The sequence below is a fragment of the Streptomyces sp. 5-10 genome (assembly GCF_014712245.1).
Lineage (GTDB): Bacteria > Actinomycetota > Actinomycetes > Streptomycetales > Streptomycetaceae > Streptomyces > Streptomyces violaceusniger.
The window spans coordinates 16,192-39,931 of the sequence record NZ_JACVYG010000030.1 but is presented as its reverse complement, the minus strand read 5'-3'; the positions used below and the strand labels follow the sequence as shown (position 1 = coordinate 39,931).

21 protein-coding genes are annotated in these 23,740 nt (G+C 69.5%); 10 read left to right on the top strand and 11 right to left on the bottom strand.

The annotated features are described in order from the left end of the window. The first annotated feature begins 4 nt into the window (after positions 1-4). The 5 genes from IEJ02_RS28565 (at position 5) to IEJ02_RS28545 (ending at position 6,447) form a co-directional block, all read left to right on the top strand. Positions 5-1,033 (top strand): ABC transporter ATP-binding protein, encoded by a 1,029-nt coding sequence (locus tag IEJ02_RS28565; protein WP_191067461.1) that lies wholly within the window; start codon positions 5-7, stop codon positions 1,031-1,033. Next, on the top strand, positions 1,030-1,887 hold the full coding sequence (locus tag IEJ02_RS28560) for an ABC transporter ATP-binding protein (protein ID WP_191067460.1): 858 nt from the start codon (positions 1,030-1,032) through the stop codon (positions 1,885-1,887). Before IEJ02_RS28565 ends, IEJ02_RS28560 begins: the two co-directional genes overlap by 4 nt. Positions 1,888-2,082: 195 nt before the next feature. Continuing rightward, a complete protein-coding gene (locus IEJ02_RS28555; protein ID WP_191067459.1) occupies positions 2,083-4,407 on the top strand; it encodes a glycosyl hydrolase family 95 catalytic domain-containing protein in 2,325 nt (774 codons plus the stop codon). Positions 4,408-4,841: 434 nt separating this feature from the next. Next, positions 4,842-5,648, top strand: coding sequence for a hypothetical protein (locus IEJ02_RS28550; RefSeq protein WP_191067458.1), 807 nt, complete (start codon positions 4,842-4,844; stop codon positions 5,646-5,648). A gap of 109 nt (positions 5,649-5,757) precedes the next feature. Beyond that, positions 5,758-6,447 (top strand): HAD family hydrolase, encoded by a 690-nt coding sequence (locus IEJ02_RS28545; RefSeq protein ID WP_223864558.1) that lies wholly within the window; start codon positions 5,758-5,760, stop codon positions 6,445-6,447. 11 nt (positions 6,448-6,458) lie between these two features. Here the strand turns inward: IEJ02_RS28545 and IEJ02_RS51435 are convergent. Then, a protein-coding gene (locus IEJ02_RS51435) for an IS630 family transposase (protein ID WP_498067113.1) occupies positions 6,459-7,522 on the bottom strand; the annotation gives its coding sequence in 2 pieces (ribosomal slippage) (positions 6,459-7,066 and positions 7,066-7,522; 1,065 coding nt in all). A 369-nt stretch (positions 7,523-7,891) separates the two neighbouring features. Between IEJ02_RS51435 and IEJ02_RS28530 the strand changes: the two genes are divergently transcribed. Together IEJ02_RS28530 and IEJ02_RS28525 are read left to right on the top strand one after the other, a co-directional pair. After that, complete coding sequence (locus IEJ02_RS28530) at positions 7,892-9,079, top strand: helix-turn-helix domain-containing protein (RefSeq protein ID WP_191067456.1); 1,188 nt, start codon at positions 7,892-7,894, stop codon at positions 9,077-9,079. Next, a complete protein-coding gene (locus tag IEJ02_RS28525) occupies positions 9,076-9,630 on the top strand; it encodes a PIN domain-containing protein (RefSeq protein WP_191067455.1) in 555 nt (184 codons plus the stop codon). The genes IEJ02_RS28530 and IEJ02_RS28525 overlap by 4 nt, the downstream gene beginning before the upstream one ends. Before the next feature lie 108 nt (positions 9,631-9,738). On the opposite strand, the gene IEJ02_RS28520 is transcribed toward IEJ02_RS28525, so the two are convergent. Together IEJ02_RS28520 and IEJ02_RS28515 are read right to left on the bottom strand one after the other, a co-directional pair. Further along, complete coding sequence (locus IEJ02_RS28520) at positions 9,739-11,562, bottom strand: reverse transcriptase/maturase family protein (RefSeq protein WP_191067454.1); 1,824 nt, start codon at positions 11,560-11,562, stop codon at positions 9,739-9,741. Positions 11,563-12,071: 509 nt separating this feature from the next. Next, the gene (locus IEJ02_RS28515; RefSeq protein ID WP_191067453.1) at positions 12,072-12,509 is read right to left on the bottom strand and encodes an ATP-binding protein; all 438 of its coding nucleotides are present in this window, start codon (positions 12,507-12,509) and stop codon (positions 12,072-12,074) included. A gap of 162 nt (positions 12,510-12,671) precedes the next feature. On the opposite strand from IEJ02_RS28515, the gene IEJ02_RS28510 reads away from it, so the two are divergent. Together IEJ02_RS28510 and IEJ02_RS28505 are read left to right on the top strand one after the other, a co-directional pair. Next, complete coding sequence (locus IEJ02_RS28510) at positions 12,672-13,529, top strand: helix-turn-helix domain-containing protein (RefSeq protein WP_182468779.1); 858 nt, start codon at positions 12,672-12,674, stop codon at positions 13,527-13,529. Next, positions 13,526-13,711, top strand: coding sequence for a DUF397 domain-containing protein (locus IEJ02_RS28505; protein WP_138916749.1), 186 nt, complete (start codon positions 13,526-13,528; stop codon positions 13,709-13,711). Before IEJ02_RS28510 ends, IEJ02_RS28505 begins: the two co-directional genes overlap by 4 nt. Positions 13,712-13,768: 57 nt before the next feature. On the opposite strand, the gene IEJ02_RS28500 is transcribed toward IEJ02_RS28505, so the two are convergent. From IEJ02_RS28500 to IEJ02_RS50860, 6 genes are all read right to left on the bottom strand, one after another. Continuing rightward, entirely contained in the window at positions 13,769-14,929 is a 1,161-nt protein-coding gene (locus tag IEJ02_RS28500; RefSeq protein WP_191067452.1) for an LLM class flavin-dependent oxidoreductase, read from the bottom strand. Between the two features lie 35 nt (positions 14,930-14,964). After that, a complete protein-coding gene (locus IEJ02_RS28495) occupies positions 14,965-16,176 on the bottom strand; it encodes an SfnB family sulfur acquisition oxidoreductase (protein WP_191067451.1) in 1,212 nt (403 codons plus the stop codon). 5 nt (positions 16,177-16,181) lie between these two features. Then, the gene (gene ssuE / locus IEJ02_RS28490; protein WP_191067450.1) at positions 16,182-16,736 is read right to left on the bottom strand and encodes an NADPH-dependent FMN reductase; all 555 of its coding nucleotides are present in this window, start codon (positions 16,734-16,736) and stop codon (positions 16,182-16,184) included. A 67-nt stretch (positions 16,737-16,803) separates the two neighbouring features. After that, on the bottom strand, positions 16,804-18,021 hold the full coding sequence (locus IEJ02_RS28485) for an acyl-CoA dehydrogenase family protein (RefSeq protein WP_191067449.1): 1,218 nt from the start codon (positions 18,019-18,021) through the stop codon (positions 16,804-16,806). A 31-nt stretch (positions 18,022-18,052) separates the two neighbouring features. After that, positions 18,053-19,168, bottom strand: coding sequence for a dimethylsulfone monooxygenase SfnG (gene sfnG / locus IEJ02_RS28480; protein ID WP_191067448.1), 1,116 nt, complete (start codon positions 19,166-19,168; stop codon positions 18,053-18,055). Positions 19,169-19,401: 233 nt separating this feature from the next. Then, positions 19,402-19,482: a putative leader peptide gene (locus IEJ02_RS50860; RefSeq protein ID WP_350338121.1), complete on the bottom strand. Its 81-nt coding sequence runs from the start codon at positions 19,480-19,482 to the stop codon at positions 19,402-19,404. Positions 19,483-19,689: 207 nt separating this feature from the next. Between IEJ02_RS50860 and IEJ02_RS28475 the strand changes: the two genes are divergently transcribed. Then, positions 19,690-20,622 carry a LysR family transcriptional regulator gene (locus tag IEJ02_RS28475; RefSeq protein WP_191067447.1) on the top strand — a complete coding sequence of 311 codons (933 nt, stop codon included), beginning with the start codon at positions 19,690-19,692 and terminating at the stop codon, positions 20,620-20,622. Here the strand turns inward: IEJ02_RS28475 and IEJ02_RS28470 are convergent. Both IEJ02_RS28470 and IEJ02_RS28465 read right to left on the bottom strand, forming a co-directional pair. Next, positions 20,617-21,582 carry an LLM class F420-dependent oxidoreductase gene (locus IEJ02_RS28470; protein ID WP_191067446.1) on the bottom strand — a complete coding sequence of 322 codons (966 nt, stop codon included), beginning with the start codon at positions 21,580-21,582 and terminating at the stop codon, positions 20,617-20,619. The genes IEJ02_RS28475 and IEJ02_RS28470 overlap by 6 nt on opposite strands. 49 nt (positions 21,583-21,631) lie before the next feature. Further along, positions 21,632-23,677, bottom strand: coding sequence for a GDSL-type esterase/lipase family protein (locus IEJ02_RS28465; RefSeq protein WP_223864557.1), 2,046 nt, complete (start codon positions 23,675-23,677; stop codon positions 21,632-21,634). Positions 23,678-23,740 lie beyond the last annotated feature (63 nt).

Genomic DNA, 23,740 nt, shown 5'->3' with positions numbered 1-23,740 from the left:
GGCGATGCTGCTGGACATCGAGGATCTCACCATCGAGCTGCCGGCCGGTGCCGCCGCCCGGCCGATGCTCGCCGAGGTGTCGCTGAGGGTCGGCCGGGGCGAAGTGGTCGGCCTGGTGGGCGAGTCCGGCTCGGGCAAGTCCACGACCGCGCGGGCGGTGCTGCGCATGCTCCCCGAGGGGGCGCGGGCCTCCGGCTCGGTCCGGGTGGACGGCGAGGACGTGCTCGCCATGGACCCGGCCCGGCTGCGCCTCCACCGGTCCCGCACCGTCTCCATGATCTTCCAGGACCCGCGCTCCGCGCTGAACCCGGTCCGCCGGATCGGCGACTTCCTCACCGATCCGCTCACCCGGGTCCTGGGCCTGTCCCGGCGCGACGCGGTGGCGAAGGCGACCGAATTGCTGGCCTCGGTGGGTCTTTCCGACCCCGAGCGCCGGATGCGGCAGCGCCCGCACGAGCTGTCCGGCGGGATGCTGCAACGGGTGGTGATCGCCGCCGCCCTGTCCACCGACCCCGACCTCCTCCTCGCCGACGAGGCGACGAGCGCGCTGGACGCGACCACCCAGGCGGAGGTGCTGGCCCTGCTGCGGTCCATTCAGGAGGAGCGGCGGCGGGCCGGAAGCGGCCTCGGGACGCTCTTCATCACCCACGACCTGCCGCTCGCGGCGGCCTACTGCGACCGCGTGTACGTGATGTACGCGGGCCGCGTGGTGGAACAGCAGCCCGCCCACGCGCTGTTCGCCGATCCGAAACACCCCTACACCCGCGGTCTGCTGGAATGCTCGCCCAGCCTGGGCGACGACCGCGCACCGCGGCCCATCCCCGGCCGCCCTCCCTCCCTGTCCGACGCCTTCACCGGCTGCCCCTTCCTCCCGCGCTGCGCACGGGCCGAGGCGGAGTGCGAGACCTGGGCGCCGGTGGCCGTCCCCTTCGGCGGCGATGGCGACGGCGGCGATGGCGACGGCGCCGGATCGGATGCGGACGGCTCCGCGGCCTGCCGCCGACTGGAACTCGTCACGAGGAGCAGCGCATGACCGAGCCCGCACTCGTCGTACAGGGGCTGCGCAAGACCTACGCGCTCCCAGGCGGCGGCCGGACCACGGCCGTGGACGACGTCTCGTTCTCCGTCCCGGCGGGCGGTTCGCTGGGCATCGTCGGGGAGTCCGGCTCCGGCAAGACCACGGTGGCCCGGATCCTGGTGGACCTCGTACGCCCGGACGCGGGGACCATCGCGGTGAACGGGCGGGAGCGCACCCCGGGACGGCGGGGCGGCGAACGGCTCCTCGGCCCGGGCGCGCGCCGGGCCGCCCGGCTGGGCCGCGCCCGCGAGATCCAGATCGTCTTCCAGGACCCGTACGTATCGCTCGACCCGCGCCTGACCGCGCGTCAGTGCCTGCACACCGCGCTGCGGCTGCACGGCCGGTACGAGGGGCAGGCCGCCGCCGACCGGATCGAGGAGCTGCTGGACCAGGTGGGCCTCGGCCAGCGGGAGGGCGACGCCCGCCCGCGCGGTCTGTCGGGCGGGCAGCGCCAGCGGCTGGCCATCGCCCGTGCGCTCGCCGTGGAACCCGAGGTGCTGGTGCTGGACGAGGCGGTGGCGGCGCTGGACGTGTCCATCCAGGCGCAGATCCTCCGGCTGCTCGCCGACATCCGCCGGGAGACCGGTGTGGCCCTGGTCTTCGTCAGCCATGACCTGGCCGTCGTACGGCACATCACGGACGACACGCTGGTGATGCGGCGCGGCCGCGCGGTCGAGACGGGCCCGACGGCCCGGGTGCTGGACACCCCGGAGGACCCGTACACCCGGCTGCTGCTGTCGTCGGTGCCGCACGACGGCTGGGACCCGGCGGAGACGGTACGGCTGCGCGCGGAACTCGCCGAACCGTGACCGTCACCGTGACCGTAACCGTGGCTGGCGAGACATCGGCGCAATCCGGCCCCCGGCAGTCCGGCCTGATCGCCTGAGCCCGCCTCACCTGCGCATATGTAACCAGTCGAATTTCCATACGTCGGAGCTATTCCCTGGTGCTCAACTGCCCTGCACCATGCCGGTAGTTCACCACCGGATAGGGGAGGCACATACGTGACCGCGCCAACAGGGAACGGGATCTCTCGAAGAGGTGTGATCGGCACCGCGGCCGTGGTCGGCGCCGGGGGCTGGCTGGCCGGATCCGGCACCGCCTGGGCCGCGCCCCAGGCGTCCGGCGGAGCGGCGGCCCTGCCCGAGCGGATGGCCAGGGCCGCCGCCCCGCGGTGGCGGCGGCTGCCCGGCGACTGGAAGGACGGCCCCTTCCTGGCCAACGGCCTGCTCGGCGCGGTGGTGTACCAGGGCGCCACGCCCAACTCCGTGAAGGTCATGCTCAGCCACAGTCAGGTGCAGGACCAGCGGCCCCAGTGGCGCGCCCCGTACGGCTACTCCCGGCTGCCCATCGGTCACTTCGACCTCACCCTGGCCGGAGAGGTGACCGATGTCGACTGGACCCTCGACCTGTGGGACGCCGAGCTGCGCTCCACCGTCACCACCACCCGGGGCAGCGTCCGCTTCACCATGCTGGTGCACAACGCCCGTACCGCGCTGCTGATCTCCACCCGGCCCAGCGCGGGCGAGGAGAGCGCCGCCTGGTCGTTCACATGGATGCCCGCGACCTCCCCCCGGACCAAGGACAAACCCGCCGACTACACCGGCAACCCCGACCCCCGCACCGGCTCCACGGGCGACACCCACTATGTGGAGCAGCCGCTGATCGCGGGCGGCGGCTGGACCACCGCCTGGCGCGAACGGTGGGTGGGCACCGGCAGACTGCTGGCCGCCCACATCGTCTACCGCCACCCCGACGATCTCTCGAAGACCACCGAACTCGCCGTGGCCGAGGTGGCGCGTACCCTGGCCGAGGACCCGGACGACCTGGTGCGCGAGCACCGCGCCTGGTGGCACCGCTACTACCAGCGCAGCCTGCTCTCCGTACCCGACAAGCGCCTTCAGCACTTCTACTGGATCCAGCTCTACAAGGCCGCCTGCGCCACCCGCGCCGATGGGCCCTCGATGTCCGAATGGGGGCCGTGGTACCCGGAGACCGGCGGCAGCTGGACCGCGGTGTGGTGGAACCTCAACGTCCAGATCGCCACCTGGCTGATCCAGGGCTCCAACCACCTCGAACTCGACTCCGTGACCTCCACCTTCCGGGACTTCGAGAAGAACCTGCCGCTGTCCGTCCCCCCGGAGTACCGGGACGGGGACACCTACGCCCTCGCCCACCCCTCCGACTGGCTCTTGCGCCCCGGCGCCAAGACCGTCGGCATCCCCGGCACCTCCACCAAGACCGACAACAACGGCAATCTCATCTGGGCCATGCACAACGTCTGGCTCAGCTACCGCCACACCATGGACATCCGCATCGTGCGCGACGTCCTGTACCCGATCCTCGCCAAGGCGGTGAACTTCTACGACCACTTCCTGTACGAGGGCGGCGACGGGAAGCTGCATCTGCCGCTGACCCGCTCACCGGAGTGGGCGGACGCCGAGGACTGCACCTACGACCTCTCCCTGCTCCGCTGGGGCTGCGCCACCCTCCTGGACTGTCTGCGCATCCTGCGCACCGACCACCCCCGCGCCCGGCGCTGGCGCGAGATCCTGGACCGTCTGGTGGCCTACCCCCGCGATGCCACCGGCATCATGATCGGCGCGGGCAAGCCGCTCACCGAGTCCCACCGCCACTTCTCCCATATGCTCTGGCTCTACCCGCTGCACGAGCTGGACTGGGACCGCCCGGCCGACCGGGACATCATGCGCACCACCTTCGACCACTGGGTCAAGGACCGCGGCCTGTGGGCCGGTTACAGCTACGCGGTGGCCTCCTCCATGGCCTCGCGCATGGAACGGCCCGAGGAGGCGCTGGACTTCCTCACCTTCCTCATCGGCGGCAACAAGGTGAACAACGCCTGGATCACCCCGAACACCATGTACGTCGAGGGCGGCAACCTCGCCACCGAGAGCCCCCTGACGGCGGCCCAGTCGGTCCTGGAGATGGCCGTCCAGAGCCACAACGGCGTGGTGCGGGTCTTCCCGTCCGTCTCCCGCCGCTGGCCCGACCTGTCGATCCACTCCCTGCGCACCCAGGGCGCCTTCCTGGTGGACGCCGACCGCGCGGCCGGGCGCACCCGCTGGATCCGCGTCCACAGCGAGGCCGGTGCCCCCCTCGTCCTCCACCACGGCATCCCCGGCCCGATCGACGTCCGCGACCACCGGGGCCGCCCCCTCCACTACCGCACCACCGGCCCCGGCCGTATCGAGATCCCCCTCGCCCGCGACGAGACGGCCCTCATCACCCCCCGAGGCCACCGCCCGGACCCGGCCCCACGCGAAGTCCCGGCCGTCGGCGACGCCAAGCCGTGGGGACTGCCGGACTGAGCCGCGGCCGCCCGCACAAGGCGATGAGCGCACCCCTGCGGTTCTGTCCCCCGCTGAGTCGATCCAAGGCGGCTGGCGCCCACGCGGCAGGTGAGCGCGAGCCGGGACTCGCACGGGTCCACCGCGCATGCGCCAGCCGTCCGCCGTGTCTAGGCGCTCGATACCCCGCCGGTCCCCGGAGTGCCGCCGCACGTCGACCGAAAGGATCACCACGCCAGTCGGGTCGCGCTTCGTGGTGTAGGGAGTCAAGCGCTACGCGTTCCGGTACGAGGCCCTGAGTGTGCAGGGTGTCGAGGGCGTCGGTCGCCTGGTCCCAGGGAGTCGTGGTTCGGTCGCGGCGGGCGGTGGGGTGTTCCTCGGGGGTGGTGCTTTCCAGGCGGGTCCGCCCGACGCACCGTTTCCAAGTGCATGCCATACCGACATGATTAGCTGCCGTGAAGGACTTCGCGATTCCTCTCGTGATCGCAGTCATCGGATTGGCTGCAACCGGGCTGGGTGCCCTTGTTGGAGCACGAGCAACCAGGTTCGGCGCCGAGAGGAACGCCGAGACCGTTCGGCGGCAAGTGCAGGACCAAGCCGCCGTGGAACACGGCCACTGGCTGAGGCAGCAGCGGCTCAATACGTACGAGAGCTTCCTCGAAGCCTGGGATGAATGCCTACGAATCACCCAAGCATCGGCAGCAGTGCACGATCCAGACTCCACGGGCCTCGAGGATCTCAGAGAAGCCGCAGGTCGAATGGCGGAACGTGCACGGCGCATCGCACTCTTGGGACCGGAAGAGGTCACGCGCACGGCTGAGGAGCTGACCGAGACGATGCAGGAAGACGTCGCAGTCTCCACCCGGTTCATCGAGGTAGCCCAAGCCGCGACAGCAGCGGTCGACAGCCGAGCGGTTCCCGCTGACGCCATGGCCGATGCAACAGAGGAGTACAGGCAACGCACGGAGCAACTTGGTGAGCTCATGCGCTCTTATCGCGACCAAGGGCGGAGCCTACGAGATCTTGATGGTCACCCCCTTTTGGGCGAGGTGATGAGGAGCATCGAGCAGTACCGTCACGCTTCCAGGGAAGCGCGGGGAGCACTGGAGGAGAATCTCGCGCGCCTGTCGGGGACGATGGAAGAGGCATCCGCGATGGTGGCTGTCCTCACGCGCAACAAGCAGGCCCGGGAACTCAGTCGGGAACGCTTCACGAGTGCGGTACGGCAGACACTCGGTACGCCACCCATGACCCAGTACTGAACTTGAAATCGTGATGTCGGGCGAGGTGGGCGGCGTCTGGCGCTGCTGAGGCAGACCGGCCGGCTACTGCGGATCGACAGGGCGGCCCCGTGGCCGTGAGACTGGACAGATGACGAGACGATCTCCCGGTTCCGGGGATGTTCAGGCCATTCTCTTCGACTCCGGTGGTGTGCTGATGCGTCCGATCGGAGGCCGGTGGAACCCGCGTGCGGACTTCGAGGAGACGGTCCTCGCTCACGATCCGTCGATCACGAATGACCGGTTCGCCGCGGCGATCGCCGCCGGAGACCGGTTCTTCGCCGCCTTGTCCTCGACCCCCGACTACGACGACTACCACCGGGTGGTGCTACGCCACCTCGGGATGGAGGCCACCTCGCAGCTCCTGGCCGATCTGCGTCGTGAAGTCCCCGCGGACAGAGTGCTGGAGCTGTACCCGGACGTGAGGAAGACCCTGGAGGAGCTGAGCCAGCGGCAGGTGCGGATGGCCGTGGTCTCCGATGCCTGGCCCGACCTGCCCGGCCTGCACGCGGCACTGGGCATCCACCGCTTCTTCGAGGCGTACGCGATCTCCGCCGAGTTGGGCTGCAACAAGCCGGATCCGCGCATGTATCACCACGCCAGCACCGCGCTTGGCCTGACGCCCACGCAATGCCTGTTCATCGACGACGATCCCGACCTGGTCCAAGCGGCCATCGACCTCGGTTATGCGGGGCGTGCGATCCGCCGGGATTCCCCGCTTCCGGACGTTCCTCCCGTCCCGTCCATCGCAACTTTGACGGAACTGCTGGAGCTTTTCTGATCAGGCTTCGCTCAAAGGTCCAGAGTGAGCCCGGTAGCAGCGAGGCAGCCGTCGACCAGGTCAGAGCGGTACTGGATCTTCTTGAGCCGGCGCTTGACGGCCGTCGTGATCTGGGTGAGGTCAGCGGCGGCGAGGTTGCCGATGTCGCGCTTGATCATCGACCAGATGCCCTCTTGCGGGTTGAGGTCAGGTGCGTAGGTCGGCAGCTGGAACACGGTGAGCCAGTCGGCGTTCGCCGCAATGAACTCCCGCATTCCCGCCGTGAGGTGGAGCCGGACGTTGTCCCAGACCAGAACGACCGGGCCGCCGAGCTGGGTGCGGGCTCGGACGATCAGGTCTCGGAAGTCCCGCCAGCCGAAGCCTTTCGGTTCGTCCTTGCGGCCCCGATACTCCCGGACCGCGTAGATCAGCCGGGAACGCTCGCCGGGCTTGTAGCAGGTCATGCCGGTCATCGACACCCGCCCGGAGCCGCGGCCCCGTACCCGCACCACTGGGGTCTGCCCGATCCGGCCCCATGTCCTGGGGCGCGGCGGAGTCATCGACTGCCCGGCCTCGTCCTCGAAGACGATCCAGGCGTTGCGTTCCGCCGCGATGCTCTTACGCGCGGCCAGGTCTCCTTCTTCCACACCTCGACCGCCTCGTCGTCCCGCTCGATGGCCCGCCGGGCGGGCTGCTGCCACGACCAGCCGTGCCGCTTCAACAGCTGCCAGGTGCCCTCGACCGTGTACGAGACGTGGAACAGTCGGCCGATCAATGTCTTGATCCGCGCCAGCGTCCACCGCTGGTCCGTCCACCCGTGGACGAGCGGACCACGCTCCAACTCACGCTCCAAGCGCGCGATCTGGGCTTGGCCGAGTCGGGGCCTTCCAGGAGAGCCTTTCGAGAGCAGCCCGGCCTCGCCTCGCTCACGCCAGGCCCGGCGCCACCGCTCCACGGACCGCTCACTGACCCGCAGTGCAGTCGCGACCTGCTGGTTCTTTTGTCCGGCAGCAAAGCGTTCCACGGCCTCGAGCCGTAACCGCTCCCTCGCGGCCCTCTCAGCATCCGTCAGCCCGCCACCCTGCGCGTACCTCACAGGCACAGGGCTACCGGCACCGACGGCCAACTGTCAGGCGAACGGCGCCGACATCACTCAATCAAGTTCAGTAGCTCAAGCAGGAAAGGGCGCTGGCTGAGAGCAACGCAGGGGCCAGATCGCCAAGCGCGGCAGGCTCACCCAGTAAGCCCTGGCCCCCTCCGCTCACGCATCGCTCACGCAAGCTGACTCACGGCTTCTCGACCGCCCCTCACATCATGCGTCGAGCAGCAGAAAACCCCAGGTCAGAAGCCGTCTGATCTGGGATTCTCGACGGAGCCCGAACCGGCGACCTACGAATTACAAGAGCAGGGGTGCGCCATGCGCTCGTCGATTGCGATTTTCGCAAGCGCCGGGTAGGCTGTTCTCATGAACGAGACTGTGACCGACCGTGTGCGCAAGGTCATGGGTGCGGCCTCCCTCCAGCAGGCCGCGTTCGCGGAGCGGGTCGGGCTCACCCCCGACAAGCTGTCCAAGTCTCTGAGCGGCAGGCGCCGTTTCACCTCGCTCGACCTTGCCCGCATCGCGGAGCTGGGCCAGACCACGGTGGACTGGCTGCTCACCGGCCGCGAGCCGCAGCGTCCTGCCTTCGCGGCACGCGCCAGCGGTCCCTTCTCCGACTCCGACGACGAGCTCGCCCTGAAGGATCTCGTCAACCGGTTCACCACCGCGTACGACGTGCTCGACCTGATGGGCCGTTCCCGCTCGCTGCCCGCCCTGCCCCGTCCCAATGCGGACCTGGAGCGGTATGTCGACCAGGGGGAAGAGCTGGCCCTGGATGCCCTGACGGCGCTTTCCGCTCACGGAGTGGCGTCAGTGGCCGCGTGCGAGACCTCCGATCTCGTCCGTGCCCTCGAAGAGCACTTCGGAATCGACGTGGCGCAGACGGATCTCCCACAGGGTCTCGACGGGGCGGCCTGGCAGACGGACCACTTCCGGCTGGTGCTGCTGGCACGCACCGGTGTGTGGACCCGGCAGCGCTTCACCCTGGCCCATGAACTCGGCCACATCCTCGCCCGTGACGCACAGGAGATGCGCACCGAGACCCATCTGGCTCCCGGCAGGCAGAAGGACCATACGGAGATCCGTGCCAATGTCTTCGCGGCGAACTTCCTGATGCCGCAGGCAGAGATCCATGCCGAAGTGGGCGCCGAGTCGGCCGAATCCGGGCTGTCCGACGATGCCTTCCGGGCTCTGGTCGTGCGGTTCAAGGTCTCTCCGAGCGCTCTCGCCGCCCGCCTGCACCAGCTCGGCCTGGTCACCCCCGATGCCAGGAACCGCCTGCGCGGCGTGACGACCGAGATGTGCCACCTGTTGGCCCAACGCGCGGATCTCCATGAGAAACGCGTCGCCGCCGCCCAGGCCAGACGCCTCCCGCTGGCCCCCGCCCGTGGTCTCTACGAGGGCTATCTCGCCGGTGACACCACGTTGCGCCCGCTCGCGGCCTACTTCGACATGGACCCGAACGCATTGCACGACGCCCTGGAACCCGAGCCGCCCGCGGTCACGGTTCCCGCCGCGGACACCGAGAAGGGCGACCTGATCTTCCAGCCATGACGGCCACGAAACGCACCTGGTGGTTCCCCGACAACACGGTCCTGTGCAATTTCGCGGCCGTCGACCGGCTGAGCCTCCTGGAAAAGGTCCTCGACAGCCGGGGCCGCTGGACCCAGGCCGTCGCCTACGAGGCCACCCGCTCAGCGCGCCACCTGCCCCGGCTTCGCACGGTCGCCGCCGACGGCTGGCTCGGCGAGCCAATCGAGATCGACGACCCGCGCGAGACCGAACTGGTCGACCGCTTACGGCGGTTGGTCTTCGCCGGTGACCCGCGGCGCCCCCTCCAGCACCTCGGCGAGGCGGAGACCCTGACGCTGATCCAGAACCGGCCGGAATTCGCGGGCTCGGTCTGGATCACCGACGACGGGGAGGCCGGCCGCTTCGCCCGACGCAAGGGGATCACGGTTCTGGACACCGTCGACATCGTCCGGGTGGCCGTGGCCGAGGAACTGGTCGTGGCGCACGAAGGACACCGCCTTTTACACGCCATGACGGAGCAGGGCCGTCATCTGCGGGGCATACCCTCGCGCCCCGAGGACCTACGGCACTGACCGGCAGCGGGGGCGCGAATCCAGCGTGAGGTGGGCCGCCGGGCGAGGTGCCAGCCTGCAGGGCTGGTCCTTTTCCCAGCGGCCTCCTCCCGAACCCGTCGTGCGGCGTTAACCGCAACGGGCTCTCCAGCGATGTTCGTGAACTGCGGTTTCGTGGCCGTCGTGGATGCCCTCGTGGCAGGGCGGACAGACCATGAGGGTCTTACGCCGTTTCTTTGCCATGAGGAGGGCCCAGTCGGGCTGCGTCTGCCCGAGCCGGTCCAGGTCGGCGAGTCTGCGGATCTGGTGGACCTGGGTCTTTGCGGTCTGTCCGCAGAGTTCGCAGGTTCCGGCCAGCAGCCGTCTGGTCAACTCGCGTCGTGGCGCGCGCCGTTGGACAGGGTCACGGTCGGTCAGGACTGCGACCTTGTGCCGTTTGAGTGGAATTCCACCGAACTGCGCGACCAGCGGTTTCCTGCTCGGAGGCCGGGAGATGCTGACCTGGAGGCACTTGCGTGGCCCGGCCGAAGTGTCGATGGTGGCCTTGTATTTCCGGGCCGCCTGCGACATGGTCGAGCGGTGCTTGTCCGCCAGGGAGCACAGCAGCGAGGACTGCATGACCCAATGCAACCGGTTCAGCCGAAAGACGTCACCGGCCAGCAGGTAGTAGTTAACGATTCCGCAGTACCTGGCGCCGTAGATGTTGACGATTGTGTAGTCGTCGAGGCGGTACATCGAGGGCTGCCGCGCGGGTTTCCCGCGTGCCAGATATGGTGCGCATTTTGCCTTGATCACGTCTTGGGGAACATGCAGTGCAACGGTTCCGTTGGTCGACCGGCGCTTGCGCCGGCTGCCTCGTTTCCGTTCCGCTCTGCGGTCGTTCCTTTGGACGGAGATCTCATAGCCGAGGAATCTCGCCCTGCCGGTTCTGGCGTGGGTGATCAGCGTCTTTTCCTGGGACAGTTCCAACTTGAGGTCATCACGCAGGAACCGGGCCAGTCGCTGTTTGATTTCTTCGGCTTCGGCTTTGGGCCCGGCGAACCCGAGAAGGGTGTCGTCGGCGTATCTCACATAACGCAGTCGGCGATATCCCGGGTCGGACATGTCCTGGCTCGGGAGACTGTGCTGCCGCTTGCGCAGAGCACGTAGTTCGGCGCGATCACCGCGCCCTCGTGCTCGCTGAATAGCCGCTTCCACCCGACGATACTCAGGGTTTCTCGCCCTGAGGTGCCCTCGGGTGTATTCCGGAATGAGGACTCGTTCGACGAAGTCGTCCAGCTTGTGCAGGTAGATGTTGGACAGGATCGGGGAGAGGACCCCGCCTTGCGGCGCGCCGCTGAGCGTCGCGTTCCAGGTCCAGTCTTCCAGGTATCCGGCTCGGAGCATGTTGCGCACGAGCCGCAGGAACCGATTGTCGTGGATTTTCTCGCCTAGGATGTCGAGTATCACTTGATGGTCAAGTGAGTCGAAGCACTTGGCGATATCGCCCTCGATGAACCATGTCGTCCCGGTCCAGGCACGCGCCACCTCGCTCAGTGCGGTGTGGCAGCCCCTCCGGGGACGGAAACCGTGTGAATGGTCGGAGAAGCCGGGCTCGAAGTAGGCCTCCAGGAGGAGGCGCATCACCTCGCTCACCAGCTTGTCTCTCCATGGCGGCAGACCCAGCGGTCTCCGTTTCCCGTTCTTCTTCGGGATGAAGACACGCTTGACGGGCTGGAACCGGAATCGCTCGTGGCGTAACGTATCGATAATGCGTCCGATCTTTTCCAGTGACATGCCGTCTGCGGTTTCCCCTGAGACCCCTGGCGTCATCGCCCCCTTGTTGGAGTAGATGCGGCCATGGGCCAGTAAATACAATTGCGGGTTGAACATTTGTCGATAGAGCTCGTTGCACGGCAGGTTACGCCTACCTCGTTCACGAAGGATGTCAAGTACCGCTTCGGCGCTCTGCATTACGCATACCTCCCGGTCCCGTCGATCCATATCACCTGTGCCCCTTGGCCCTGTGAGCGGCTTTCCCGCCCTCCCTGGCAGGTCGTTACTCCTGCGACTACTACGGGCACTCCGTCACCATGGGGCTCGCGCCCTTTAGGTGATCCCATGGTTCGTCTTGATGTACGTATCTAGCGCGACTTAGGCGCCCCACTCATCTCCTTGAATTCCCTCGCTGGGAATCGCCCTGCCTCCCGGAGTTGCTTCGGCTGGCAGAAATGGCCGATGCAGGAGGCGGCGTCGGCTCCAGGTATCGTGCCGACGGGTCCGTGTTTTAACCAACTGGAGATTGGGGTTCAGGCAATCCAGCTTTCGCCGTATCGCGCGGGCCTCGCGGTGCACCGTCCCTGATACCTGGGCCCGGCCACCGCTTTTCTGGCATGCTACGGTCCCTTTTGTCTTTCGACTCCAGGTAAGTCATTTAGCCCAGAAATATTCTCCGAATTCCTCCCGGCTCAGCCGGGAATACATCAAGGCGCTTCCATGGCGCACTCCGCCCACACCGTCTTGCCCACCGGATGGTGCGGCTCGGTGCCCCAGCGGTCGGCGAGCGCGTTCACCAGCAGCAGGCCGCGCCCGGTTTCACGGTCCGGGGGAGGGGGCGGCTGGAGGGTGGGCTGCCGCTCGCCCCGTGTGTCGGTGACCTCGATGCGGAGGGTTTCCGTGGCGCCGTCGAGGGCGAGGCCGAGCCGGAAGTCCCGGCCCGGCACGCGCCCGTGCAGCGCCGCGTTGGCGCTCAGCTCGGCGATGATCGCCACGGCGCGGTCGGCGACGGCGGGTGACACGGGCCAGGCACGGAACTGCTCCACGGCGAGCAGCCGGGCCAGTCGGGCCCCGCGCCGCGTGGAGGACAGGCGTTGGGTAAAGGTCCAGCTCGTGGCGGGGAGTTGGGGCGTGCTTGCGTTCATGGGGCCACGGTGGTGGGTGAGCGTCGGCCTTCACCAGTGGCGCGCCGCGTACGCAGCGTCAGCGTACATGCGCGTTAGGTGGACGGTACACCCGTTGATCCGTCACCCTGGGTGAGTCGAGCGCGGGGGCCCTCGCACGTACGCACCTGGAGGTGTCCGCGTATGACGACCGACAACACCTGTATGGCCGGGGACGGTGACGGGGAACGGGAGCCCGACCCCTCCGACAGTCTGCGGACCTTCGGGGCCGTGGTCCAGGCCCTCCGCGAACACGCGGGCCTCACCCGGGCTCAGTTCGGGGAACTGGTCCGGTTCTCGAAGCACACCGTGGCGTCGGTGGAGCTGGGGCGGCGTATGCCGGACGAGTCGTTCGTGGAGCGGGCGGAGGAGGTCCTGGGCAACACGGGAGCGCTGCGGAAGGCGGCCCGATTCCTCTCACGGGGTGAGCCGGGGCTGGCGGCGTGGTTCCGGCGGTGGGCGCGGCTGGAGCGGGTGGCGGTGAGCCTGTGCACGTACGAGTGTCGGCTGGTGCCGGGGTTGTTGCAGTCGGAGGGGTACGTGCGGGCCCTCTACGAGAATGACATCCCCCCACTGACCGACCGTGAGCTGGAGGAACTGGTCACCGCACGTGTGGAGCGGCAGCGCTTGCTCTACGAAAGGCCCAACACCACGTTCGACTTCATCGTCGAGGAAGCGGTCTTCATGCGCCGCCTTGGCGGAGTCGAGGTGACCCGTGAACTGCTCGACCTCATTCTTGAGCTCGCCTCCTTGCGCAACGTGACACTTCAGATCATGCCAGCGAACTGTGAACAGCACGCGTGCCTTGCTGGGCCCGTTCGGCTGGTGGAGACCCCGGAGAGGCGGCGCTTCGCGTACTCCGAGGGGCAACAGAACGGCCGCCTGATCGCTGACCCGAAAGAGGTGTGCAGGATCGAGATGCGCTATGCCAGACTGCGCTCGCAGGCCCTCTCTCCAAAGGACTCCAGGGGCCTGCTGGAGCGGATGCGAGGAGCGCTATGAGCACACCTGAACGCGATTGGTTCAAGTCCAGCTACAGCAGCGCCCAGAACGACGACTGCGTGGAGGTCGCCGTCACCGAAGGGGCCGTCCACGTACGGGACTCCAAGGACACGGCGCGCCCCGGTCTCGCCGTCAGCCGTGACGGCTGGGCGCAGTTCGTGCGGTTCGCCGCACACGGCTGAGCCGGAGGCGTGCCCGCGGACTCAATCGCGGGCACGCCACCCGACGTCACCGGGACATCAGGAGCTCCCGGCAGCCGCGAAGGGGACCTGCGCGGTGGGCTGTTCGAGGGCGGCGGGCTGGAAGGGGTGGGACCACAGGCCCTGGCGGCGCAGCAGGGGCAGGACGCCCTCGCCGAACCAGTACGCCTCCTCCAGATGCGGATAGCCGGACAGGATGAACTCGTCGATGCCGAGGCGGTGGTATTCGGCGATCCGCTCGGCCACCTCGGCGTGGCTGCCCACCAGGGCCGTGCCCGCGCCGCCGCGGACCAGGCCGACACCGGCCCAGAGGTTGGGGTAGATCTCGAGGTTGTCCAGGCTGCCGCCGTGCAGGGCGAGCATGCGCTGCTGGCCCTCGGACTCGCTGCGGCCGAGGCCGGCCTGGATGGAGCGCACGGTCTCCGGGTCGAAGCCGTCGAGCAGTCGGCGTGCCTCGGCCCATGCCTGCTCGGCGGTGTCGCGGGTGATGACGTGCAGCCGGATGCCGAAGCGGATCGTACGGCCCTGCTCGGCGGCGAGGGAGCGGATCCAGGCGATCTTCTTCGCGACCTGGGCGGGGGGTTCGCCCCAGGTGAGGTAGACATCGGAGTGCCGGGCGGCGACCTGACCGGCGGCGGGGGAGGAGCCGCCGAAGTAGACCTGGGGGAGCGGGTCGGGGAGCCGGGCCAGTTTGGCGCCCTCGACATGGAGGTGTTCACCGGTGTGGTCGACGGTCTTGCCGTCCCACAGGTCGCGGACGATGTCCAGGAACTCGCCGGTGCGGGCGTAGCGGGCGTCCTTGTCGAGGAAGTCGCCGAAGGAGCGCTGCTCCTGGCTCTCGCCGCCGGTGACCACGTTGAGCATCAGCCGTCCGCCGGTCTGCCGCTGGTAGGTGGAGGCCATCTGGGCGGCGAAGGTGGGCGAGAGGAAACCCGGGCGGAAGGCCACCAGGAACTTCAGCCGCTCGGTGTGCTGGCTGACCATCGCGGTGGTCAGCCAGGCGTCCTCGCACCAGGCGCCGGTCGGGGTGAGCGCGCCTTCGAAGCCGAGGTGTTCGGCGGCGCGGGCGATCTGGGAGAGATAGCCGACGGACGGCGGACGGTCCCCTCCGGCCGAGGTGACGGGGGTGCCATGGCCACCGCCGACGACATGGCGGCTGTCGCCGTTGGTGGGCAGGAACCAGTGGAAGGTGAGGGACATGGTGTGCGGCTCCGATCGGGGGTGTTCGCGGGGTGTTACAGGAGGCCGTGCCGGGGCGGCGGGGTGCCGTTCAGGACGTAGCGGCCGATGTGCTGGACCTTCCAGCGGGGCGGGTCGTGCAGGGTGTGCGTACGGGCGTCCCGCCAGTGGCGGTGGAGGTTGAGGGAATCCAGTGCCGAGCGGGTGCCGGACACCTCGAACAGCGCGCTGCCGGCCTCCACCGCCGCGGCGCCCGTCGACACCTTCGCGGCGGCCACGGCGATCGACGCCTCGGCCGCGGTGTCGTCGGTGAGATCCGCGCGGGCGGCGTCCACCGCCCGCGCGGCGGCGGACAGCAGCGCCTCGGCCGCCCGCACCTGGAGGGCCAGTTCACCGAAGCGCTGGATGAGCAGCGGGTCCTCGGCGGCCGTCTCGAAGCCGCTCTCGAACCACGGGCGGCTCTTGGTGCGGACGAACGCCACCGCCTCCGCGAGCGCGCCCGAGGCCAGCCCCGCGTCGATCGCCGCGTGCAGCAGCTGGGCGACGGCGCCGTGCAGTTGGGGCCCGCGGAAGGTGAGGTGATGCGGCACCACGCGGTCGGCGGGCACGGTCACGCCCACCAGCCGCACGGTGCCGCTGGCGGTCGTCCGCTGGCCCATGCCGTCCCAGTCGTCCGAGACCGTCACCCCGGGCGCCTCCCGTGGCACGTACGCCACGTACAGCTCCTCGTTCCGCCCGCGCGCCAGCACCGGGATCCAGTCGGCGAACAGCGCGCCGGTGGAGTAGTGCTTGACGCCGGTCAGCTCGTAGGAGCCGTCGGGGCGTGGCTCCAGGCGGGTACGGATGTCCTGGATGTGCTTGGTGCCCGCCTCCGACTGGGCGTTGCCGAAGCGCCTGCCCGCCAGCACCTCGGAGAAGAAGAACTTCTGCTGCTCCGGCGTGCCCTGGCGGCGCAGCACATTGACGTACACGAAGTGGCTCTGCGGAATCTGGGCGAGGCTGCCATCGGCGGCGGCCAGCAGCCGGAACACCTCGGCGAGGGTGACCGCCGAGACGTCCGCGCCACCGTGCCCGGCCGGGACGGTGATGGCCAGCAGCCCGGACGCGGACAGCCGGTCCAGTTCGGCGCGGGGCAGGGCGCGGTCCGCGTCGCGCCCGGCCGCGCCCGCGACGAACTCCTCGGCGAGCTTCGCGGCCACCTCCAGCGCCTCCGCGTCGTCGGCGATGCGGTGGGCGGTGCCGGGAGGGGCTTCGGGATGAGGAGACACGGGCGTCAGCTCGCAGCGGCCAGCAGGGGCTTGTACCCGAGCGCCACGGAGAACTGGTCGACGACCTGCTCCAGCGCCTCGGCCGCGCCCGGCGTCACGATCACCCCGCCGTCGGCGGTGGCGGTGATGTCCTTGTCAAGGGTGAACCAGCCCTGCACGATGTGCGCGGCGCCCATCGAGGACAGCACGGGGCGCAGCGCGTAGTCGATGGCGAGCACGTGCGCCGTGGTGCCGCCGGTGGCCAGCGGCAGCACGGTCTTGCCCGCCAGCGCGTACTGCGGCAGCAGATCCAGCAGCGACTTCAGCAGCCCGGAGTAGGCGGCCTTGTAGACGGGGGTGCCGACGACGATCCCGTCCGCCTCCTCGACCAGCGTCTTGGCGCGGACGATGTCCGGATGCGCGAAGTCGGCGCCGAGCAGCGCGGTCGCGGGGATGGTGCGCACGTCAAGCGGGATCACCTCATGGCCCTGGTCGGTGAGGCGGGCGTCGAGGTGACGCAGCAGCCGGGCGGTGCGGGAGGTGGCGGAGGGGGAGCCGGAGATGGACAGGACGGTGGCCATGGTGGCCCCTTTCGGATCAGTGCCGAGCGGATCGGTGGCCAGCGTGTGGCGCGAGTGCGGCAGGCGGTCAGGAGTACCAGGTGGGCTGCGGGAGTTCGGAGGTCAGCACGTGGCGGCCCACCTCGCGGCGCTTGTAGGCCACCGGGTCGTGCAGGGTGTGGGTGCGGACGTTGCGCCAGAAGCGGTCCAGACCCTCGGCGGAGGCCGTCGAGCGGGCCCCGGTGACCTCGAAGATGCGGTTGGTGACCTCCAGGGCGACATCGGTGGCCCGTGCCTTCACCGCGGCGACCCTCACCTCGAACTCGCCGCGCTGCTGCTCGGTCACCGCGTCCGGGTCCTCGTGCAGCCGCTGCCCTTCGGCCGCCACGGTGTCCGCGAGCGCCTCGGCCGCCCACAGCTTGGCGGTGAGGTCGCCGTAGGTGTCGATGACGTGGGGCTCGTCGACCGCCGTGTCGAACCCGCCGTGCAGCCAGGACCGGGACTTGGTGCGGGTGTACGCGGCGGCGGTCTCCAGGGCACCGGCCGCGATGCCCAGGTAGAAGCTGACAAAAACCAGCTGGATCGTCGGCACGTTGAGGGTGTTGTAGACGCGGGGCTGGAACTCCTTGTCCACGTATCCCGCGGCGGCCGCCCAGGGGACCGTCACGCCGTCGAGCGTGACGCTGCCGCTCTCGGTGAGCCGCTGGCCGATGTTGTCCCAGTCGTCGTGGAAGGTCAGCCCCTCGCTGTCGGACGGGACGATGGCGAACACATGGCGGTCGGTGCCTTCGAAGACGCCCTCCAGGACGGTGACGTCGGAGACCTTGCTGCCGGTGGAGAAGGACTTGTGGCCGGTGAAGGTGAGGGTGTCGCCCTGGTCCCGGACGACCACGTCGTTGTCGCGCGGGTTGACGGCGCCACCGAAGAACCACTGGTTCCGGGCCGCGTCGGCCTCGACCTGCTCCCACTGCTCGCGGGTGCCGACCAGCCGGGCGGCCCAGTTCCACAGGTAGTGGTAGCCGAGCAGCTGGCCGATGGAGCCGTCGGCCTTGGCGATCTCCCGGACCACGCGGTACGCGGTCCTCCAGTCCTGGCCGCCGCCCCCGTGCGCGGCGGGGCCGAGCAGGGTGACCAGGCCCGAGTCCTTCAGCAGCTGGACCTCGGCGTACGGAGTGGCGCCGGCCTTGTCGCGGGCGGCCGCGTCGGTGGCCAGGATCCCGGCGACCTCCGCGGCGCGTCCGATCCAGCCGTCGGCGTCGGTGGGGCGGGTGCGGGTCTGCCAGTCGGTGCGGGTGGCGGTGCTCATGGGCGTTCCCTTCCGGGCGTGGTTGCGGGGATCAGGTGAGCGCGGTCGCGGGCGCGGTGTCCGGCTGCTGTGCCTCCAGCTCGCGCACCAGCGGCAGCACGCGCTTGCCGAAGTACTCGACCTCCTCGTGGTAGTGGAGGAAGCCGAGGAGGAACAGATCGACGCCGAGCCGCTTGTAGGCGACGATGCGCTCGGCGATCTGCTCGGGGGTGCCGATCAGCCCCGTACGGAAGCCGTCGTTGTACTGCACCAGGTCCTCGAAGCTGGAGTCCTGCCACATGCCCTTGCCATCGGCGGTGGACCGGCCCGCCTGCTGCACCGCGTCGCGGAAACCGTGCACGGCGTCGCTGTTGGCCTTGGAGACGATCTCGCGAAGGGTCTCGCGGGCCTCGGCCTCGGTGTCGCGGGCGATGAGGAAGGCGTTGAGGGCGAAGCCGGGGGCCGGGCGGCCGGCGGTGGCGGCGGAGGCACGGACGTCCCGGAGCTGCTCGGTGACGCCGTCGAAGTCCTTGCCGTTGCTGAAGTACCAGTCGGAGACCCGGCCCGCCATGGCGCGGGCGGCGGTGGAGTTGCCGCCCTGGAAGATCTCCGGATGCGGGCGCCCGGGGCTGCTCAGCGGCTTGGGCTTGAGGGAGAAGTCACGGATCCGGTAGAAGTCCCCGGCCAGTTCGGCGTGGTCCTGGGTCCAGATGGCGCGCAGCGCCCGGATGAACTCCTCGGAGCGGCGGTAGCGCTCGTCGTGCTCCAGCCAGGGCTCGCCCAGCGCGGTGAACTCGCCCTTGAACCAGCCGCTGACGACGTTCACCGCGAACCGCCCGTCGGACAGGTGATCGGCGGTGGCGCCCAGCTTGGCCAGGACGCCGGGGTGCCACAGCCCGGGGTGGACGGCGGCGATGACCTTCAGCCGCTGGGTGGCCAGCAGCAGCGCGAGGCTGAAGCTGGTGGACTCGTGCTGGTACTCGGCGCCGTAGCTGGCCATGTAGCGGACCTGGCTGAGGGCGTAGTCGAAGCCGTTGTTCTCGGCGAGCACGGCCAGGTCGCGGTTGTAGTCATAGCCCCAGTCGGTGCGCTGCTCGATGGTGCTGGTGACCAGACCGCCGCTGACATTGGGCACCCAATAGGCGAAACGGAGGGGTTCTGCGGGCATGGGGAACTCCCGGTGGAGCAATTGCGGGCAGGGGGAATCGGCGCCCCGGCGGCGAGTGGAATTCACCGTGGAACGGGCGCGGAAAGACCGGGAGCGCGAAGGTGCGCCGAAGGCGGGGCAGCGCGACCGCGATTCCTCGGTGGCGGCGGCTAAAAGCCTTTCCCGATCATGGGAGGCGGCGGGGAGCGAAGCGGAGGCGGTCCCTCAGGGCTCGCTCGGACCCGTACGGCGGGTCAGACCGGACAGCAACAGAACGCGCTGGAGACACGCGCGAGGTCGACGTGGCGTCGCCGCGTGAGGTCCTGTCGCTTCATGTCACCGATCCAACCAGGGGGAAGTCCTGCCGGTCAAGAAGGCCCGGGAGTCATTCCATATCCCGGACGCGCGGGCCGGGCCGCGGAATTCCGCGGCGCCCGCTTCGAGATTACCCGGGAGGCGGGCCGGGGCGTGAGTCGGTATTCATGAGACCGTGACAGGGATTCCCTTGAAGCGGGCGGGTCCGCGCGGGCAGGGTGCGCAGTGTGCGAATTGAACAGCTGGAATACATCGCCGCGGTCACCCGGCTCGGATCGCTCCGCCGCGCCGCCGAGGAACTGCATCTGTCCCAGCCGGCGCTCAGCGAGACCGTGCGCAATCTCGAACGCGAACTCGGCGTGGATCTGCTGGAGCGCAAGCGCTCCGGCGCGACGATCAGCGCGGAGGGACGGGAGCTGCTGCCGCATATCGCCAGCGTCATCGAGGCGGTCGACCGGCTGCGCGGCGCCGCCGGTGACCAGCACCGGGTCAGCCGGATGATCCGGCTGGGCACGGTCAACACCGCGACCGTCCCGCTGCTGATCCCGGCCGTCCGGGAGTTCCGCGCCACCCACCCGGTGACCCAGGTCGAGGTGGTGGGCGCGCAGCAGGCCGAGATCCACCGGGCGCTGCTGGAGGGGAGTTTCGACCTGGGCCTGGTCAACTGCCTCCAGGGCGATGACGTCCCGCCCTCCCTGGAGTCCACCGAGCTGCTGCGCGGCCGCCCGGTGGTCTGTCTGCGCCCGGACAGCCCGCTGGCCGCCCGGCCGGCGGTGAGCGCGGCGGATCTGCTGGACGGGCGGGAGCCGCTGATCGTGATGCGCTCCGGCTATCTGATGCACCGCTTCATCCACCGGCTGCTGGCCGGGCGCACCCCGTCCTTCTCGTACTCCACCGACGGGGCCGAGATGGGCAAGCTGATGGTGGCCGAGGGGCTCGGCGTCACCGTGCTCCCCGACTTCAGCGTCATCGGCGACCCCTTGGAGCGCGGCGGCGCGATCACCCACCGGCCGCTCGCGGACGGCGAGGCCACCGAGGTGCTGCTGATGATCCAGCGGCGCCGCTCGGGATCGGTGCCGCGCGCCGTACGCGATTTGCACGAGCTCTTCGTACGGCGCGCGGACACTCCCGGAACTCCCCGGGCTCCCCGGGGGCTATAGCTCCCTGAGCGCGGGCAGCAGCCGCTTCTCGGCCCAGTCCAGGAACGGCCGCTGATGGTCGCCGCCGATCTGGACGAGGGCGACATCCGTGAAGCCCGCGTCCACGAAGGGCCGGACCAGCTCCGTGAACTCTTCGACGTCATCGCCGCACGGAATGGACGCGGCCACGTCCTCGGGCCGGACGAACTGGGTGGCGCCCGCGAAGGAGGCGGGCCCCGGCAGCTCCGAGTTGACCTTCCAGCCGCCCCCGAACCAGCGGAACTGGTCATGGGCGCGGGCGATCGCCGCGTCCCGGTCGGGGTCGTAACAGACCGGGATCTGGCCGATCCGTGGCTTCCCGCCGCCGCCGTTCGCCTCGAACCCCTCCACCAGCTCGGACTTGGGCTCCACCGCGATCAGAATGTCGGCCAGCCGCCCGGCCAGCCGGCAGGACCGCGGCCCGGAGACGGCCACGCCGATGGGCGGCGGCTGGTCCGGCAGATCCCACAGCTTCGCCGAGTCGACGTCGTAGTGGGTGCCGTGGTGGGTGACGTAGCCACCGCCGAACAGCGCCCGGATGATCTCGATCGCCTCTTCCAGCATCTCCTGCCGCACATCCGCCGACGGCCAGCCCTGCCCGACCACATGCTCGTTCAGGTTCTCGCCGGACCCGAGGCCCAGCCGGAACCGCCCCTCGGACAGCAGTTGGAGCGTCGCCGCCTTCTGCGCCACCACCGCCGGGTGGTAGCGCACGGTGGGGCAGGTGACATACGTGGTCAGCGGGATCGAGGAGGTGGCCTGCGCGGCGGCGCCCAGCACGCTCCAGGCGTACGGGGCGTGCCCCTGGGAGTCCAGCCACGGGAAGTAGTGGTCGGAGGTCACCGAGAAGTCGAACCCGACCTGCTCGGCCCGGACCACGTCGTCGACGAGCTGACGTGGACCGGCCTGCTCGGTCATCATCGTGTATCCCCATCGAACCATGGCTCCCGAGTACCGCTCCCCGCGCCGGCCAAACGGGACAAACGGCTGGTCACCGTGGGTCGTGACGGCTCACGTGCGGTAGGCCCGGAAGGCGCCCGGAGATGACCGGGGCCAGGCGGTCGGCGATGGCCCGGTGGCCCTTGTCATTGGGGTGGACCGAGTCCGAGAGGTCGTCGGCGGCGAGCCAGCCGGTGGTGTCGACGTAGGAGGCCCTGGCATCGCCGGAACCGGTCACGGCGGCCTTGGTCTCGGTGCCGAACCGGCCGCTGAAGGTGCGCAGCGCGAAGATCCAGGCGTTCGGGTAGGCGGTGCGGACCTTGCGCAGCAGACTGGCGTAGGACGCCTGGAACTGCGCCGAGGTCACACCGCGGCCCACATCGTTGGTGCCGAGGTTGATGACCACCGCGCTCGCCTGGTAGCGGGAGAAGTCCCAGTCGGGCGTGGCGGCGTTCGGGTTCAGCTTGGTGAACTGCTGCTCCAGGCTCATCCGGTCGTCCGCGGTGTCCACCAGGGCCGCGCCGCCCTGGGCGATCTGGGTGTGGTCGGCGCCGAGCCGTTCGCCGATGAGCCATCCGTAGGCGGTGCGGGCGTTCTGCGAGGTGGTGGTGCCCACGGTGATCGAGTCGCCGACGAATTCGATCAGGTTCTTGGGGGCGGGTGGCGCGAAGGTGGTGGCGCCGCTGTCGAGCGTCAGGCCCTGGAAGACCGCGTCACCGTGGTAGGAGCCCGCGACCACCTGGTAGTTGACCTGGAGGGTGTGGTTTCCGGCGGCGAGCGGGGTCGGGGTGAGGTTCACCGTGCCCTTGGCCTCGTCGTAGAAGGTGGCGGGGCCGCCGTCGATGCTGGCCCACAGGTCGATCGCGTTGCGCTGCTGGAGCTTGACGGTGCGGCCGGTGAAGCCGGTGCGGAAGTACGCGCCCGCCCAGTAGGGGGTGTAGGCGGTGGCCGAGCTCTTGGTGTCCCAGCGGCCGGTGAACCGGATGTTGGGGTCACCCGGCCGGCCGGGGGCGGCGGCCTTGAGGGGCGTGGCTGTCTTGGGGGGCGTGGCCGCCTTGAGGGGCGCGGCTGTCTTGAGGGGCGCGGCTGCCTTCGGGGACGCGGAGCCGTGTGCGGTGCCGAGCTTCGCGGCGATGATCGGCGCCAGGCGGTCGGCGAACTTGGTGTGCCCCGCCTCGTTGGGGTGGCCGTTGCCGTCCTCGTAGTCCGTGCCGTCGGTGAGCCAGCCGGTGGTGTCGACATAGCTCACCTTGGCGTCACCGGCCGCGTTGCGCGCGCTCACGGCCGCCTTGGTCTCCGTGACGTAGCGCTTCTTGAGGGTCTGGACGGCGAAGAGCGCCGCGTTCGGGTACGTCGCCCGGATGTCGCGGAGGAGACCGGTGTACGCGGACTGGAACTCAGGTCCGGTGACGCCGTGCCCGATGTCATTGGTGCCGAGGTTGATGACCACCGCACTGGCCTGGTAGCGGGAGAAGTCCCAGTTCTGGTCGCCGGTCGAGGCCGTCTTGAAGAACTGCGTGGCCAGCCCCGCACAGCCGTCCTTGCCGACCAGGCAGTAGCCCGAGCGGGCGATCTGGGTGTGCCGCATGCCCAGCCGCTCGCCGGTCTTCCAGCCGTACGAGTCCAGCGCCAGCCGGTCGGTGAGGGCGCCCGCGGTGATGGAGTCGCCCACGAACTCGATGAGCCCGGACGGGACGCGCGGGGCGACCGTGCCCGCGCCCGCGTCCAGGACCAGGCCCTGGAAGACGGTGTCGCCGGAGCGGTAGGAGACGCGGAGGGTGTGGGTGCCCTGGGGGAGCGGCTGGGGGGTGAGGGCGACGGTGCCCTTGACGCCCGCGTAGAAGACATCGGGGCCGCCGTCGACGCTCGCGTAGAAGTTCACCGCCTCCCGGGCCTTGACCTTCACGGTGGTGCCGGTGAACGCCGTCTGGAGGTAGCCGCCGGTCCAGTTGGGGACGGCGGCGGTGGCGGAGCCGAGGTCCCAGCGGCCGGTGTAGACGATGTTGGGGTCGGTCACCGAGCCGTTCCCCAGGGCCGCCGCCCGTGCGGCGGAGGTGACGCCGAGGCTCAGCCCCAGCGCACAGAGCGACGCGGTCATGACAAGAAGGAAGAGTCTGCGTAAGAAGTGCGGGATCGATCGCATGGGGGCCTCTCGGTCGGA

What these genes read in the sequence shown, in the direction of transcription:
- IEJ02_RS28565 (WP_191067461.1), top strand. Translation starts at nt 5, where the DNA reads ATGCTGCTGGACATCGAGGATCTCACCATCGAGCTGCCGGCCGGTGCC.
- IEJ02_RS28560 (WP_191067460.1), top strand. Translation starts at nt 1,030, where the DNA reads ATGACCGAGCCCGCACTCGTCGTACAGGGGCTGCGCAAGACCTACGCG.
- IEJ02_RS28545 (WP_223864558.1), top strand. Translation starts at nt 5,758, where the DNA reads ATGACGAGACGATCTCCCGGTTCCGGGGATGTTCAGGCCATTCTCTTC.
- IEJ02_RS28530 (WP_191067456.1), top strand. Translation starts at nt 7,892, where the DNA reads ATGAACGAGACTGTGACCGACCGTGTGCGCAAGGTCATGGGTGCGGCC.
- IEJ02_RS28525 (WP_191067455.1), top strand. Translation starts at nt 9,076, where the DNA reads ATGACGGCCACGAAACGCACCTGGTGGTTCCCCGACAACACGGTCCTG.
- IEJ02_RS28520 (WP_191067454.1), bottom strand. Translation starts at nt 11,562, where the DNA reads ATGCAGAGCGCCGAAGCGGTACTTGACATCCTTCGTGAACGAGGTAGG.
- IEJ02_RS28515 (WP_191067453.1), bottom strand. Translation starts at nt 12,509, where the DNA reads ATGAACGCAAGCACGCCCCAACTCCCCGCCACGAGCTGGACCTTTACC.
- IEJ02_RS28510 (WP_182468779.1), top strand. Translation starts at nt 12,672, where the DNA reads ATGACGACCGACAACACCTGTATGGCCGGGGACGGTGACGGGGAACGG.
- IEJ02_RS28505 (WP_138916749.1), top strand. Translation starts at nt 13,526, where the DNA reads ATGAGCACACCTGAACGCGATTGGTTCAAGTCCAGCTACAGCAGCGCC.
- IEJ02_RS28500 (WP_191067452.1), bottom strand. Translation starts at nt 14,929, where the DNA reads ATGTCCCTCACCTTCCACTGGTTCCTGCCCACCAACGGCGACAGCCGC.
- ssuE (WP_191067450.1), bottom strand. Translation starts at nt 16,736, where the DNA reads ATGGCCACCGTCCTGTCCATCTCCGGCTCCCCCTCCGCCACCTCCCGC.
- IEJ02_RS28485 (WP_191067449.1), bottom strand. Translation starts at nt 18,021, where the DNA reads ATGAGCACCGCCACCCGCACCGACTGGCAGACCCGCACCCGCCCCACC.
- sfnG (WP_191067448.1), bottom strand. Translation starts at nt 19,168, where the DNA reads ATGCCCGCAGAACCCCTCCGTTTCGCCTATTGGGTGCCCAATGTCAGC.
- IEJ02_RS50860 (WP_350338121.1), bottom strand. Translation starts at nt 19,482, where the DNA reads ATGAAGCGACAGGACCTCACGCGGCGACGCCACGTCGACCTCGCGCGT.
- IEJ02_RS28470 (WP_191067446.1), bottom strand. Translation starts at nt 21,582, where the DNA reads ATGGTTCGATGGGGATACACGATGATGACCGAGCAGGCCGGTCCACGT.
- IEJ02_RS28465 (WP_223864557.1), bottom strand. Translation starts at nt 23,677, where the DNA reads ATGACCGCGTCGCTCTGTGCGCTGGGGCTGAGCCTCGGCGTCACCTCC.